General features: G+C 36.0%; 12 protein-coding genes. 2 read left to right on the top strand and 10 right to left on the bottom strand.

Features of this window, described 5'->3' with window-relative positions:
* Positions 1–6 precede the first annotated feature (6 nt).
* From NG806_RS05075 to NG806_RS05065, 3 genes are read right to left on the bottom strand one after another with little or no spacing between them, the layout of a single operon-like run.
* Positions 7–1,326: a lysine N(6)-hydroxylase/L-ornithine N(5)-oxygenase family protein gene (locus tag NG806_RS05075; RefSeq protein WP_214824975.1), complete on the bottom strand. Its 1,320-nt coding sequence runs from the start codon at positions 1,324–1,326 to the stop codon at positions 7–9.
* Positions 1,319–3,745 (bottom strand): GNAT family N-acetyltransferase, encoded by a 2,427-nt coding sequence (locus NG806_RS05070; RefSeq protein ID WP_261512187.1) that lies wholly within the window; start codon positions 3,743–3,745, stop codon positions 1,319–1,321. Before NG806_RS05070 ends, NG806_RS05075 begins: the two co-directional genes overlap by 8 nt.
* The gene (locus NG806_RS05065; RefSeq protein WP_261512186.1) at positions 3,717–5,240 is read right to left on the bottom strand and encodes a pyridoxal phosphate-dependent decarboxylase family protein; all 1,524 of its coding nucleotides are present in this window, start codon (positions 5,238–5,240) and stop codon (positions 3,717–3,719) included. Before NG806_RS05065 ends, NG806_RS05070 begins: the two co-directional genes overlap by 29 nt.
* A gap of 213 nt (positions 5,241–5,453) precedes the next feature.
* On the opposite strand from NG806_RS05065, the gene NG806_RS05060 reads away from it, so the two are divergent.
* Complete coding sequence (locus NG806_RS05060) at positions 5,454–6,551, top strand: Fe(II)-2OG oxygenase family protein (RefSeq protein ID WP_261512184.1); 1,098 nt, start codon at positions 5,454–5,456, stop codon at positions 6,549–6,551.
* A gap of 98 nt (positions 6,552–6,649) precedes the next feature.
* On the opposite strand, the gene NG806_RS05055 is transcribed toward NG806_RS05060, so the two are convergent.
* From NG806_RS05055 to NG806_RS05030, 6 genes are all read right to left on the bottom strand, one after another.
* Positions 6,650–7,648 carry a S41 family peptidase gene (locus NG806_RS05055; protein ID WP_261512177.1) on the bottom strand — a complete coding sequence of 333 codons (999 nt, stop codon included), beginning with the start codon at positions 7,646–7,648 and terminating at the stop codon, positions 6,650–6,652.
* Positions 7,649–7,719: 71 nt separating this feature from the next.
* Positions 7,720–8,514 (bottom strand): helix-turn-helix domain-containing protein, encoded by a 795-nt coding sequence (locus NG806_RS05050; protein WP_261512175.1) that lies wholly within the window; start codon positions 8,512–8,514, stop codon positions 7,720–7,722.
* 120 nt (positions 8,515–8,634) lie between these two features.
* On the bottom strand, positions 8,635–9,333 hold the full coding sequence (locus NG806_RS05045) for a DsbA family oxidoreductase (RefSeq protein WP_261512173.1): 699 nt from the start codon (positions 9,331–9,333) through the stop codon (positions 8,635–8,637).
* A 70-nt stretch (positions 9,334–9,403) separates the two neighbouring features.
* Positions 9,404–10,573, bottom strand: a complete 1,170-nt coding sequence (locus NG806_RS05040) for an MFS transporter (protein ID WP_261512172.1) — start codon at positions 10,571–10,573, stop codon at positions 9,404–9,406.
* Entirely contained in the window at positions 10,570–10,791 is a 222-nt protein-coding gene (locus NG806_RS05035; RefSeq protein ID WP_261512171.1) for an alpha/beta hydrolase, read from the bottom strand. The genes NG806_RS05040 and NG806_RS05035 overlap by 4 nt, the downstream gene beginning before the upstream one ends.
* A 25-nt stretch (positions 10,792–10,816) precedes the next feature.
* Positions 10,817–11,515: an alpha/beta hydrolase gene (locus NG806_RS05030; RefSeq protein WP_261512170.1), complete on the bottom strand. Its 699-nt coding sequence runs from the start codon at positions 11,513–11,515 to the stop codon at positions 10,817–10,819.
* A 159-nt stretch (positions 11,516–11,674) separates the two neighbouring features.
* Here NG806_RS05030 and NG806_RS05025 point away from each other — a divergent pair, with 159 nt between their 5' ends.
* Positions 11,675–12,040 carry a winged helix-turn-helix transcriptional regulator gene (locus NG806_RS05025; protein WP_214825000.1) on the top strand — a complete coding sequence of 122 codons (366 nt, stop codon included), beginning with the start codon at positions 11,675–11,677 and terminating at the stop codon, positions 12,038–12,040.
* Positions 12,041–12,094: 54 nt separating this feature from the next.
* On the opposite strand, the gene NG806_RS05020 is transcribed toward NG806_RS05025, so the two are convergent.
* A complete protein-coding gene (locus NG806_RS05020) occupies positions 12,095–13,282 on the bottom strand; it encodes an MFS transporter (RefSeq protein WP_214825002.1) in 1,188 nt (395 codons plus the stop codon).
* Positions 13,283–13,331: the final 49 nt, after the last annotated feature.

The raw sequence follows: 13,331 nt of genomic DNA, 5'->3' as shown, positions 1-13,331 counted from the left end.
TAAGTATTAAATAGTGGCAGTTGTGGGTATAGTAGAATATTTTTCGACGTCAAAATCCTGAAAAGCGATTTTCTTTTCGACTTTGTAATATTCTCTTCCGAGAATATCGTTGATGATGTAAGAATTTCGGTATGCAGCCATTCCAAGATCCGTAGAAATATAGCTGTGAGTATGAACTTCTGCATGAAGTACATAAATTTCACCACCATTATGATCTATAGAATAATTTCTGTTGACAGCGTATAAACCAGATGAATCTCTTTTAATTCTAGATTCAATATTCTTTAGGAATGAAGGCTCTTGATAACGATATCCTGTTCCTATTACGATATAATCAGCTTCCTGTTCGTAAGGAATCCCTTGTTCTTTCTGTGTAAATTCAAGGGTAAGACGATCCGGACTGCTGTTATCTACCCTATCCAGCTGACTGTTTGGAATAATCGTGAGCTTTGGATCAGCATTATCAATGTTCAGGTCATAAATGAAATCATAGATCTGATTGATCAGGTCATAATTGATGCCTTTAAACTGAGCCTGTTGCTTGCTTAAAATTGATTTTCTTGCTGCTTCATCCCTGCCGTAAAAATAATCTACATAGTCAGGAGAGGTTAGCTCTAAGGTTAGTTTAGCATATTCCATTGGAAAGAATCGATCTGGTCGGGAATACCAACCTAGTTCTGTATTTTCGTTACGGCTCTGAAGCAGGTCATAGAAAACCTCTGCTGCACTTTGTCCTGAACCTATCACAGCTATTTTTTTTCCTTTTGCCAAAAGTTCCTCTTTTCGGTATAAATAAGAACTGGTATGAAGGATGCGTGAATCTTCTTTTGGAATAAACGAAGGAATATGTGGCTGTGTTCCTGTTCCAAGGATCAGTCTTTCTGCTTTATAAACTACCGCTTCTTTAGTTTTGGTATGAACTGTTGTGATGAGATAAAGTCCATCTTCATATATAATATCCACTACCTGTGTTGAAAAACGACACTGCGGTAACTGGCTCACCACCCATTGGCAGTAACGGTTATATTCCTTACGAGGGATGAAGAAATCTTCCCTGATAAAGAATTTATAAAGCCTGTTCGTTTCTTTAAGGTAATTCAGGAGACTTAAAGGATTCGTAGGATCGGCCATGGATACACAGTCGCATAAAAAAGGCGTCTGAAGCGTTACATGATCGATCATCAACCCCGGATGCCAGTCGAAACCGTCTCTCTGGTCAAGGAAAAGTGTTTTTAATTCAGAAATTGGATTGGATAAAGCGGCAAGACCCAGATTGAAAGGTCCGATACCTATTCCAATTACATTATATATTGTTTCGTTATTCATTTTCAGTGATTGTTGCATTGATTTGTACATCTTTGTTTTGAGGGAATTTTTCCCAGTACCATTCTCTGTAGCAGAAATTAAGGTTGGCCTTTTTATGAGGCATTTCAATAACTTTCTCGACTTTAAAACCTACATGTGCTTTATTCATCATCGACGCCAGAGAATCTACAGAACCTTCACCAACCATTTTTCCTACCTCTGATTGAGCAAATACGTAATCAACCATCGATTGTGTGGAAGGAGAGACATATTTCTTTTTAGGATCTGTAGGGGCTATGAACTGGTGTGTTCCATAATCTGTAGGAAGTACTTCATAGTAATCTCCTACTATGTCTCTGCATGGCCAATATACTTCAATATTACATGAAGGTTCGCCATTGCTTAATACGATATAACTGTGTCCTTCCTCGCTTGGTAACATCAGACGGTAATAGGTTTCCAGTTCATCAATCGGCCAGTTCATTTGCCATACTTTTACTGCATGTTCACGGTTGAACCATTCATGAAGCATTTCAAGATCCTCATCAAGATCAATCGGACGCATGGTAATGGTAACATCTTCTTTCTCAAAATAGCGTCTGAAGAAAACCTCTTTTCCTTTCGGATTAATCAGCTGATCTGAAAAGAAGTGCTTATGAAGCAGATTGGGTACTCTGGCGTATGAAAGAGAAGAAGCATTGATGCCACCATCCATATCAAGAATGGCTGATTGTAAATTGGCTTTTGTTCCCCAATAGCGATTTGTTAATGCATAGCGGGTGATATCAGATGGATCTTCATGATTCAGCTTTACAAATTCCTTATAAACCTTATCGATAAGATCTCTTTCTTTTACCCATCCTGTTTTACCCAATGATGTAATCAGTGCAGATAAATTACTTACCAAAAGATGATGTGAAATAATATCAAGAAGTCTTTCATCTCTGATAAAAAGTTCTTCAATTTCAATATGATCTTTTAAAAGATCCTGGTATTGGTCTCTTGCGCTTTCTCTCAACAGATACCCTTGTCCGTCTCTTACAAAAAGAGTTTCAGGCAATAGATTATCATTCAATCCAATCAGTAAATTCTGCTGATGGGCTTCAGGAGCCATGCCATATTGACTGTAAAGGTGGTTTAAAGGCGCAATAAGAAGCTTGATATAAGCCTCAAACCAAACGCTGATAGCTTCTTCCTTGGTAGTCTCCAGACAATCTGCAACATCTTTGAAAAAACGTTGTACAAAGCTGGATTCATCGGCAGGTTCATCCTGACATAGCCTTGCCAGTAATAATACTTTGTCCTTTGGTTTAAAGGTATTTTCACGGAGTAATAAGTTTAGACTTTCTATATTTTTTCCGTTATGATGTACCCCTAATGAAGCAGGTTCCAATAATAATTTAAAATGACTGAAGTTTTTCTCAAAAGAATGAGCTACGGTCTTCCACCATAAAGAAGAAGCGTAACCTCTTTTAAGATCTTTAAAACTATTTATTCTTATAGACCCTGTCATCAGAACATGCAAAGAGAACTTAGGCATCCAGGCACTATCCAGGTTGTAAAGAGTTCTTATAGAAGATGTAGAATAGAATTCATCTCCTAATGCTCCGATAGGAATTAGTTTTCGGAGTTGTACCATTTCTTTACCCTCCTGTGATAACAGAAGATACTGTACTTCCCAGGGGTGGCATGGAACGATATAAAAATCAGAAAGTACCTCGCCATCTGTCAGATATTCTTTTTCAATATTTTCAGGTAATGAAACGATGCTCTCCAATAACTCTTTACATGACATTTCCAGGACAGAATTTTCCCGTACACTGTATTTATCGATCAAAAAATAGTCAAGCTGGATCGCTTTACCGAATTCAGGACCATAATGAAGTTGCTCTTCTTCTGAAAAACCCATTCTGGATTTTGTAAAAGGGTGCAGGTTATGACCTATTGGAAGCTGTTGTTCAGATTCTAAAAAAGAATAGGTTAATGCTTCAGCATTTTGTGAATTGGCAGCGATGGTCAATTCCATATTTTTTAAACTGCTGTGAATTCTATCAATGAACTGATCAAATCCTTTTTCGTTAAAGCTTTCTGAGAATTCTTTATATACAAATGCAGTCAGCTGATCCAGATCCACTTCAAAAATCTTTTGGTTTTTATGATCAACAGCCCATACTGGAGATCCATAATCATGGAAAGAACTTTCAGAGCGGTAAGAAACAGGAGCAAACAAAAATAGTTCGCTTTTCTTTAAGTCGAATCTTAGGTATAATGGATAATTACTGTTTTGGAGTGCTTTAGCTGTAAGTGTATCATATTTTGGAACCCCTTCGTAGAATTTTCCATTTCCAAGTTCACGAAACATTCCGTTTAACAGGATTCTCGCAGTAATTTCCTGCGCTTTTTTTGCAAACTTAGTTTGTTGTTCCAAAGTCTTCTCCATGAGTTTTTATTTTATTTAAAATTTGATGAACATCCTCAGTTGTAGTGATCGGATTAAGGAAGGTAAACTTGAGGTAGAAATTACCATCAACCTTGGTACTGGCAACAAGGATTTCTCCACTATAGAAAAGTTTCATTTTAATATGCAGATTCAGGGCATTCAGATCTTCAATATCAGATCTCAGATAACGGAATACCAATACACTAAGGTCTGTATGAGATAAAAGTTCAAATTCAGGATCTTCCGTGATCATCTCTGCTACATCTTTAGTAAGATCGATTACTCGGTCTGTGTATTCAGCTAATTGTTCCTGTCCCATCATTCTTAAAGTGAACCATAATTTTAATGCATCAAATCTGCGGGTACTCTGTATGATCGACTTATTGATTTGTGCAGGAATTTCCTCCTCATCCATTTCTGCTGGATTCAGGTAATCTGCATGATGTTTCAGGATTCGCAATTCTCTCTTGTTTTTAACGATAAAAGCACTGCTGCTGATCGGCTGGAAGAATGATTTGTGATAATCTATAGTCACAGAATCTGCTTTTTCTATTCCATTTAATAAATGGCGGTATTTACCACTTAAAAGCAATGCACAACCATATGCTGCATCTACGTGCATCCATATATTGTGATGTGCTGCAATATTGGCAATGTCTTCTAAAGGATCTACATTTCCAAAATCTGTAGTTCCTGCAGTAGCAATAATCCCGATAGGAATATTCCCCATAAGAATTTCCCTCTTCATGTATTTTTGAAGTAAAGTGATGTCCATACGGAACTCATTGTCTGTAGGAACCTTGACGATAGATTTCTCACCCAATCCCATTATTGATGCATTCTTTGAGTTGCTAAAATGAGCTTTATCAGAAATAAAGATTCTAAAACGGCTGGCTTCAGGTGGAAGACCATCCTGTTTAATATTGTGATTTAAATTCTTTTGAGAATAGCAGTCTCTCATCATCACCAATCCCATTAGGTTGCTTTGAGATCCTCCTGCGGTAAAAACACCATCACTTTCAGTTGTATAACCTAATCTTTCTGCAGTCCAGTCGATCAGTTTTCTTTCCATAAAAGTACCTCCGGCACTTTGGTCGTAAGTATCTTGGGAAGAATTGATGGCGCTGACAAGGATTTCTCCGGCCAATGCAGGGATGACGATTGGGCAATTAAGATGAGCAACATATTGAGGAAGATGAAAAGCTGTGGCATGCTTTACGTAGATATCATCTACCTCATTTAATAACTCTTCATAAGAAGAGAGTTTTTGATTCAGATCGATGTGCTGAACCTTCTTTTTCATTGTTTTAGCTTCGATACCGCTAAATGGTTTGTCGTTTCTATGAAGAAAAGTTCCAACTAGGTTTAAAGTGTCATTGATAGCGGAACGATAGTGATCATAATTATCTTGATGAAAAATGTTTTCAAATTTCCCCGAAAAGTGATTCAAAGTGCTATTTATCACTTCCCCGTGAGGCAAAATTTCGTTGTTCATATATTTATTTATAACGTTGATTGAATAAATTGTGGTTTTTTTATTTCTATATAGAGATGAAGTATCCATCTCGTAATCAATACGTTAAGTTTTAAATTTTTTCATTTTTTGTTTGGTACTTAATTAAAAATTCATAAATTTGACAACCCTATTGTTATTTAGAATAATTAAAAACAAATATAATAATTTAATCCTAACACAAAATTTTTTTTAATGAATTCTTTAAAAATTCTAGAAAAAAGCAGTTTGACTGCAGAGCGGCTACTTCCTGTAGCTATTGAAATTACAGATGGCGAGCGCAAGATGATCATGGAGGCAGTGGATTATCTTGAGAAAAAATATGGTAATTTCGAAAACCGTGAATTTGTAATGCAGGTCCATCAGCTTGCCTCTTACTTTTTACCGGAGAGATTGCTAAAAGTATTGGCTTCTTTTGCCAGTGACTTTTCTGAAAATCAGTATGGGGCTCTTATTTTCCAGGGACTTTTTGATATTGATCAGGAAAAAATAGGCAGTACCCCTGCTAATTGGCAATCAGCAGATTATTCAAAATTCAATCAATATGGATTTGCCTGTGCATTGATACACGGAGCTCTTCCGTCTAAACCGGTACAATATTATTCACAACGTAAAGGAGGTGGATTGATCCATGCGATCATTCCGGATGAAAAAATGCGTGAAACACAGACCGGATCGGGATCTGCAACTGATTTATATGTACATACTGAAGATGCTTTCCTTAAACATCAGGCTGACTTTTTAAGCTTTATGTATATCCGTAATGAGGAGCAGGTGCCATCAACCCTATACTCTATCCGTTCCCATGAAAATATCCGGGAGGAGTACAGACCTTTATTCGATCCTATTTTTAAGATCCCTAAGGATGCCAATTTACAAACCGAAGCAGAAGAAGTAGACACTTTGGATGCGGTTCTGTACGGTAATAGAGATCTTCCTTTTATGCGTTTCGATGCTGCAGAGCAACTGTTTAATCCAGATATCAAGCAGACTGATCTGGCACATCATGCGCTTAGCAAATTCTGGCAGGAAGCAAAAAACCTGATCTATTCAGATTTTACTCCTCAGGCTGGAGATGTTATCGTGGTGAATAACCATTTGTGTGCTCACGGACGATCTGCTTTCCGTGCCGGTGTGAAAAGTATCAACGGTGTCGAACATACCTGTGAAAGAAGAATCATGCTAAGGATGATGAGTAAGGTAAGTCTTCTTGATATGAGAGGACATACACTGAAAGAAGATCCATTCTTTGTTATAGAAGAGCATTTAGGTAAAAACTTTGCGAACTTCTAAGTAATCGAAAGATTTAAATTTTTAATAAAAAATCCTTTCTGAGCATTTGTTCGAAAGGATTTTTGCTTTAAATAATAAAAGAAATAGTATTTTTTTATCTATTCATTTTCTAATTGACGTATTACTTTTTCTAGATCACTTTTATTTAAATCTGTTTCTGTTTTGTTCTTCAGAATCTCTTTAAGTGCCAAAACATGTGCGGTTTTAAAAGCCTTTTCAGAAGTTGTGCTTATATCCGGACTAACTCCGGTATGTTCCCAGTTTCCACCTGTTATTGCTGCTGTTACTTTTCCTGTAGGAATTAATAGAAGATATTTATTCCCAATTATAAACGGATCTACAGGGTTAGCTGCTCCACCGGTATTTTCACCAATTACCTGGGCTAATTTATATGCTTTTAAAAAGTAAGCCAATCCTTCTGCCGCCGAGAAAGATTGTTTACTGGTAAGAATGTAAACATTCTTATTGAGATATTTTTGACCAGGCACTTTTGATAGCGTGTTATTCTGTACTGTTTTTTCTTTATCTCTGAAATAGGTGCAATACAAATTGGTTTTCTCTTTAAAGAAATAGCTGCAAAATAGCAAGAGCATTCCATTATCTCCACCTCTATTTTCTCTAAGATCAATAATTAATGAATTAGTATGAGCCACAAAATCCATTGCTGATGCTAACGTTTTGGCACTCGAATTGGGCTCTGCAAATCCTTTGAAATTAATATAACCAATATTACCTTCTAATCTTTTTACATTCTCAAAGCCAAAATTCTCAAGACTATTGTGAAAATTGTTTGAAGCGGTTATTTCTTTTGTAATTTTCCGATCTTCAGGATTGAAATTCTCCACGTATTTAACAAAAAAGTGTTGATCTTGAGATATTATTCTTAATTGTTTCGTAAGTTCTTCGGCAAGATTTTTTCCATTAAGAGATTCGAAATTTTTCAACTGAAGTTCAGAATCCAGTTTTTTATAAAGATCTTTGTCTAAATAGTGGTCTTTGACCTTTCCCAAAATCTCTTTTATGACCGGGCTATTTGTATTCTGACAAAAAGAAGATAAAGAGTAAAGTGAAAAAGCAAGAATTAGTATTTTTTTCATTAGATTAAAATTTAATGTATGGCAAAAATACTTTCGTAGGCAAAGTGAGAATTGTAAAAAAGGAAACTCATTCAAATAAACAACCATATATTTTTCTGTTCGGTATTAACTTTCTTAAAAAAAGTACCCGGAGTTATTTTGGTAAGCTCTTTAAAATCCTTTATAAAATGAGATTGGTCATAAAAAAGATTTTCATAAGATAGTTCTGTCAGGTTTTTTATTTGTTTATTCTGTATCAGTGCCTTTCTAAAACGATGTACTTTCCGATATTCAGAAGCAGATTTAGCGAGATAGCGTTTAGAAATTTTATTGACATACTGACGAGTTATTCCATTCTTCTGAGCGATATCTTCGATACTAATATCAGTTTCAAGGTTCTGCGTTATCTTTTTTACAAAGCTCAGATCCTTCTCTATAAATTTTGAAAGCCAATAATCTTCTAGTTTTTGTATTTGTGTTTCCCGGTCTGATTCATTGAGAATAGAATTCACTATTTCCGGAAAGTCAGAGGCAATGATTTCATCTTCAAGAAATACAATATTCTCATTACTGAAAAAATGATATATTCCTAATGGTTTAAAATAAATCGTAATTTCATTGATAGCTTGTATGTAGTATATCTCAGTAGAGGTGGTACACCGCGAAACGAGGTCAACAAGTACATTTTCTTCAGGAGATTGGGAAATTTCTATTTTATTTTCATTCTCCATTACTTCAGCATTCTGGCAAGCCGATACAATAAAAAAGTTATTGGGAAATGTAAGATACCGTAATGCATGATCAGGATCATCTTTAGACATAAAATAATATCCCTGGATATATTTTCTTAGTACTGGATTCGCAGGTTGGTAAAAATGGATTTTCATTAATATTATGTACAGAAATAAAATAAAGGTCTTTATGGTAAAAATACAAATAGAAAAGAAGAAACCCGAAGAAATTCTTCAGGTTTTATGTAATGGTTCTTTTTTTTTTTAAATATCTCACTAAATACTGCATCCATCAGCATCACAGGCATTCTCTCCATTAGAAAGATCTGTAAATGATGAAACAGTTTCTTTGTATGTTTGCTGAAGTGCATTTTCAAAAACGTCAACAGGTTGGGCTCCTGATACAGCATATTTACCATTTAAAACGAAAAACGGGACACCTGTAATTCCATTATTTCTTGCCTGTTGAATATCTTCATTCACTTCATGAGTAAATTCCTCTGAAGTTACAGCCTGCTTTGCTTCCTCTCTGTCAATACCCAATGAGTCTGCAATAGATACTAAAGTGTCAGGATCACCTACATTCTTACCGTCAATAAAGTGAGCAATAAATAATGCTTCTTCCATTTCATTAGACTTATGATACTTTTTTGATAAGTGTAGAAGTTTATGAGCAGAAAAAGTATTGGTGATTAAAGCTTTTTCAAAATTAAAATCAATTCCCGCACCTTTACCCATTTGTGCTACCTGGCTGATCATTTGACTAGCCTGAGCCTCAGGAAATCCTTTCTTTTCTCTAAAATAAGTAAGGGTGTTTTTCGTTTCTGATGGATTCAGTGTCGGATCCAGTTGAAAACTCTTCCACTCTACTTCTACCTGATCTTTAAAGGGTAACTTTTCTAAAGCCTGTTCAAAATTATTCTTTCCTATATAGCAAAACGGACACATAACATCCGACCAGATTTCTATTTTCATTGTATTTCTTTTGATAAATTTAATCCTGCAAAGTTACCAAATATTTTTAATGTAACAAAATTTATTACATTTAACTGTTTCTTGCTGTCACCATTTTCTTTTTTCTCTCTATCATGCTTCTTAACCCTATCATCAGTAAGGCTAGCAGTCCAAAAAAAAGCCCGATCCATGGATTATACTGAACGTCATAACGGATAATCATCCAGCCTCCGAGTGTTGTTCCAAGAGTTACTCCCAAATTACCAAACGAAGTAGCCAGACTATTGGCAAACTCCAAAGAATTCGGTGCTGAAGAGATCATATAAGTGGACGCATTAAGAAAACTCGGGGAATACAGAAACCCCCAAATTCCAATGGCAATAATAGTCATGATCATACTTCCATCAGACCAATATAGAAGTACAGGCATAATAATAATAGTTCCTGAAAGAAAAAAAGCTGTAGTAAGTGTTATATTTTTGCTAAGCATTTTTCCCGCGATCCAATTGGCAATGACCCCGATAATTCCAAATAAAAAAAGCATATAACTCACCATGGTAGAATCCATCCCCTTAGCTTTATTCAGATAATCTGCAAAATAACTATAGGTAGAAAACCAAGCGGTAATCATAAAAAAATTCATTGCTGTGCTGATTATAAAAGTAGGCTGTGTAAGTATTTTAATCTGGCTTCCGTATGTTTTCTTTTCTTTTACAGGCATAGAGGGCAATACACAATAAATGGCTATTAGTGCAATTAAACTTACAATGGACTGGATGAGAAATGAATATTCCCATGACCACAAACTAGCAATCCAGGTTGCAAAAGGAACCGTAGTAACCATTGCAATAGCTACCCCACTAAATACAATACCCATAAGTTGATTACTGTATTTTTTATCAGCCTGTGATACCGCAACAGACAATGCTGTTGCAATATAAACAGGCTGTAAGAAAGCAGGTAAGATTCTTACAAGTATTAAAAGCCAAAATGGAGGAGAAAAATAAGAGACAATTCCGGTGATAAGAAATATAAATATCGCAGTAAACATTACACTTTTACGGTTAAATCCTGATGTCAATAAGGTCATAAAAGGTCCTGTTAAAGCAATGATTAAAGCGAAAGCACTTAGTAAATAGCCTGCTTTATCTATGCTTATTTTGTAATAGTCTGCTATTTGTGGTAAGATTCCAATGACTCCAAATTCGGTCGTAATGACTGCAATAAACCCCAGACATCCAATATATGCATACTTTTTCATCCCTGCTTTTCTGTGATGGTTTCAAAATTCTGACTGGCAAAAATCGCCATCTCATCTACAGCTTTCTGAACTTCATTTAGAATTTCTCCCATATGCATAAAGCCATGAACCATATCTTTATAGAAGCTGATATGGACAGGAATCCCTGTATCTTTCATATGCTGTGCCAGTTCTTCTCCTTCATCTCTTAATGGATCATGCTCTGCTAAAATAACCATAGTAGGGGGTGTATTTTTAAAATCTTCAATTAGTAATAGGAACTGCTAAAGGAGCAGGTTGGTTTTCTCCCGTAGGATAATAATGTTTCCAGGCTTCAATTCCACCTTTTTTGTTTAAAACAGGTCCATTTTCATAGATTGACCAGGAGTTTGTATTGAGTTTATTATCAGCTGCAGGATAAATTAAGATCTGAAACTTAAACAGTTCCCCTAGCTGTGTTGAAACACTGGTAGCAAGTGCTCCACCTGCACTGTCACCTATGATCCCAATCTGATGCCTGTCTATCCCCAGAGATACAGCATTATCAACAACCCATTTTACCACATGAGTACAATCATTGAGTCCGGCAGGGAAAGGATGCTCCGGAGCCAATCTATAATCTATAAAAATGACAACTGACCCAGTTTTATTGGCTAATTTCCGAACGACAGCATCATGGGTTTCAAAGCCCCCCGCAATAAACCATCCTCCATGTATATAGATGATGGCTGAAGAGCTTGGATTTTCCCTTCCTTTTGGACGATACACTCTAGTTGGTATTTCATGTTTTCCGTGGGTAATATTGAATTCCTCAATCATCTTTACAGCCTCTTTTTTTTCACTCAATTGAAACGTCATGGTATCAAGGTATTTTCGGGTTTCTTCTAATGGATTAAGTGCATTGAATAGCTGTATTTTTTCTAAATGATTTAAAATTTGAGTTATCGGTAATGTTAATTGCATTTTTCTTTTTATTTTATGTTAAATATTTTATTGCAGGAAACTTTAGCGCTATTGTTCCCATTACTGAATATTTTCAGTTTGCAGGGACAAAATTAATTTTCAAATCTTACATTTGCACTGTATACAGTGAATTGTATGGGACTAACAAATTTGTAAGCCATGGGGGAAATAAAAGAAAATTCGACAAATAGCATCAATAGAAAATACATACAGGAATGTGATCTGTCGTATGCAGTTTGTAAAATTGGAGGAAGATGGAAATTATTGATATTAAATCAATTAAAGGATAATAAATTGCGCTTCAGTGAAGTCCGCGACCGAATTTGCGGAATCACAGAAAGAATGCTGACGCTACAATTGAGAGAGCTGGAAAAAGAGAGTCTTATCAAGAGAACTGTGTATGCTGAAGTTCCAACAAGAGTAGATTACGAATTGACAGATATTGCCAGAGAACTGATCCCGATATGGGAAGTGTTGGAAAAATGGGGTGAGAAACACCGGAAATTAATAAAAAACGGACATTAACAACTGATCTTAAAAATTAAAGGAAATCACAAATAGTATTTTAACCGGACACAATTAAGAATTACTGGTCACTTTTTTATTAAATAATATGTGGGCTATCAAAGCCAGAAGTCCGAAACTAGCCCCTACAAAACATACTCCATTCCACTGTGCGTAATGCCAGGCAATGGAAGCCAGCCAGGTTCCAAGTGATCCACCAATGAAATAACAAACCATATAAACGGTATTTAATCTGTTGACTGCATTGGTTTTAATTAAAAAATAATTGGTCTGATTCATAATATGGCTTGATTGAACACCAAGGTCAACAAGGATAACACCTACAATCAATCCCCAATAGGTTTCACCTGCAAAATATGTAAATGCCCAGCTTCCCAGTACGATAAGTAATGAATACAGGATGATCCTGTTCAGATCCATAAATTTTTGAAATTTCCCAACTTTAGCGGCAGCTAATGCTCCAACGGCTCCTGCCAATCCGAAACTTCCTACAACAGATGAACCGGCATTAAAAGGAGCTTTTTCCATATGAAAAGCCAGAGATGTAAACAATGCACACATTGAACCGAAAGCCATTGCTCCACGGAAAGAGGCCAATTGTAAAACAGGTTGTGTTCTGGCTAAGTGAAATACAGAGCGCATCAGTTCTTTATAAGTCCCTTTGAAATTAGGAAGCAGATCCGGAAGCATTTTATATACCGCGATCCAGACAACGATCATTACACCCGCAGCAATGCCAAACATGGCTCTCCAACCCCATATTTCACCCACAATTCCACCTACAAAACGTGATAAGAGAATGCCCATCAGTAAACCTGACATCACCACTCCAATATTGGAAGACCGCTCTTCATCAGATGAGAGCTCAGCAGCGATAGGCACAAAAAGCTGGGGAATTACAGAAGTCATCCCAATTAGTAAACTGGCAGCATAAAGCATCCACAAATGAGTGGCAAAAGTCATCCATAAAAGAGATCCGAAAACCAGAAAAAGATCTGCCAGTATCAGTTTTTTACGTAGAAATTTATCCCCAAGAGGGACAATTAGTAAAAGTCCTAATGCATATCCTACCTGAGTAAGTACAGAAATTTTACTTGCTGCACTTTCAGAAACATCCAGGTCGTCAGAAATAAGAGCCAGTAAGGGTTGGTTATAATAATTATTTGCAACTACCAGTCCTGAAATAATAGCCATTAGCCAGATTACAGTACGTGAAATACCAGGAGATGAGCTCGTCTGCATAGCAAAATTTTAAATTTAAATTTAATGAAAGAAATTAGTGAACTAAAGA

The sequence above is a fragment of the Chryseobacterium paludis genome (assembly GCF_025403485.1).
In the GTDB taxonomy this organism is placed as follows: Bacteria; Bacteroidota; Bacteroidia; order Flavobacteriales; family Weeksellaceae; genus Chryseobacterium; species Chryseobacterium paludis.
This window is presented reverse-complemented; position numbering and strand designations above follow the sequence as displayed.

What these genes read in the sequence shown, in the direction of transcription:
- NG806_RS05025 (WP_214825000.1), top strand. Translation starts at nt 11,675, where the DNA reads ATGGGGGAAATAAAAGAAAATTCGACAAATAGCATCAATAGAAAATAC.
- NG806_RS05065 (WP_261512186.1), bottom strand. Translation starts at nt 5,240, where the DNA reads ATGAACAACGAAATTTTGCCTCACGGGGAAGTGATAAATAGCACTTTG.
- NG806_RS05050 (WP_261512175.1), bottom strand. Translation starts at nt 8,514, where the DNA reads ATGAAAATCCATTTTTACCAACCTGCGAATCCAGTACTAAGAAAATAT.
- NG806_RS05020 (WP_214825002.1), bottom strand. Translation starts at nt 13,282, where the DNA reads ATGCAGACGAGCTCATCTCCTGGTATTTCACGTACTGTAATCTGGCTA.
- NG806_RS05070 (WP_261512187.1), bottom strand. Translation starts at nt 3,745, where the DNA reads ATGGAGAAGACTTTGGAACAACAAACTAAGTTTGCAAAAAAAGCGCAG.
- NG806_RS05075 (WP_214824975.1), bottom strand. Translation starts at nt 1,326, where the DNA reads ATGAATAACGAAACAATATATAATGTAATTGGAATAGGTATCGGACCT.
- NG806_RS05035 (WP_261512171.1), bottom strand. Translation starts at nt 10,791, where the DNA reads ATGGTTATTTTAGCAGAGCATGATCCATTAAGAGATGAAGGAGAAGAA.
- NG806_RS05055 (WP_261512177.1), bottom strand. Translation starts at nt 7,648, where the DNA reads ATGAAAAAAATACTAATTCTTGCTTTTTCACTTTACTCTTTATCTTCT.
- NG806_RS05030 (WP_261512170.1), bottom strand. Translation starts at nt 11,515, where the DNA reads ATGCAATTAACATTACCGATAACTCAAATTTTAAATCATTTAGAAAAA.
- NG806_RS05060 (WP_261512184.1), top strand. Translation starts at nt 5,454, where the DNA reads ATGAATTCTTTAAAAATTCTAGAAAAAAGCAGTTTGACTGCAGAGCGG.
- NG806_RS05045 (WP_261512173.1), bottom strand. Translation starts at nt 9,333, where the DNA reads ATGAAAATAGAAATCTGGTCGGATGTTATGTGTCCGTTTTGCTATATA.
- NG806_RS05040 (WP_261512172.1), bottom strand. Translation starts at nt 10,573, where the DNA reads ATGAAAAAGTATGCATATATTGGATGTCTGGGGTTTATTGCAGTCATT.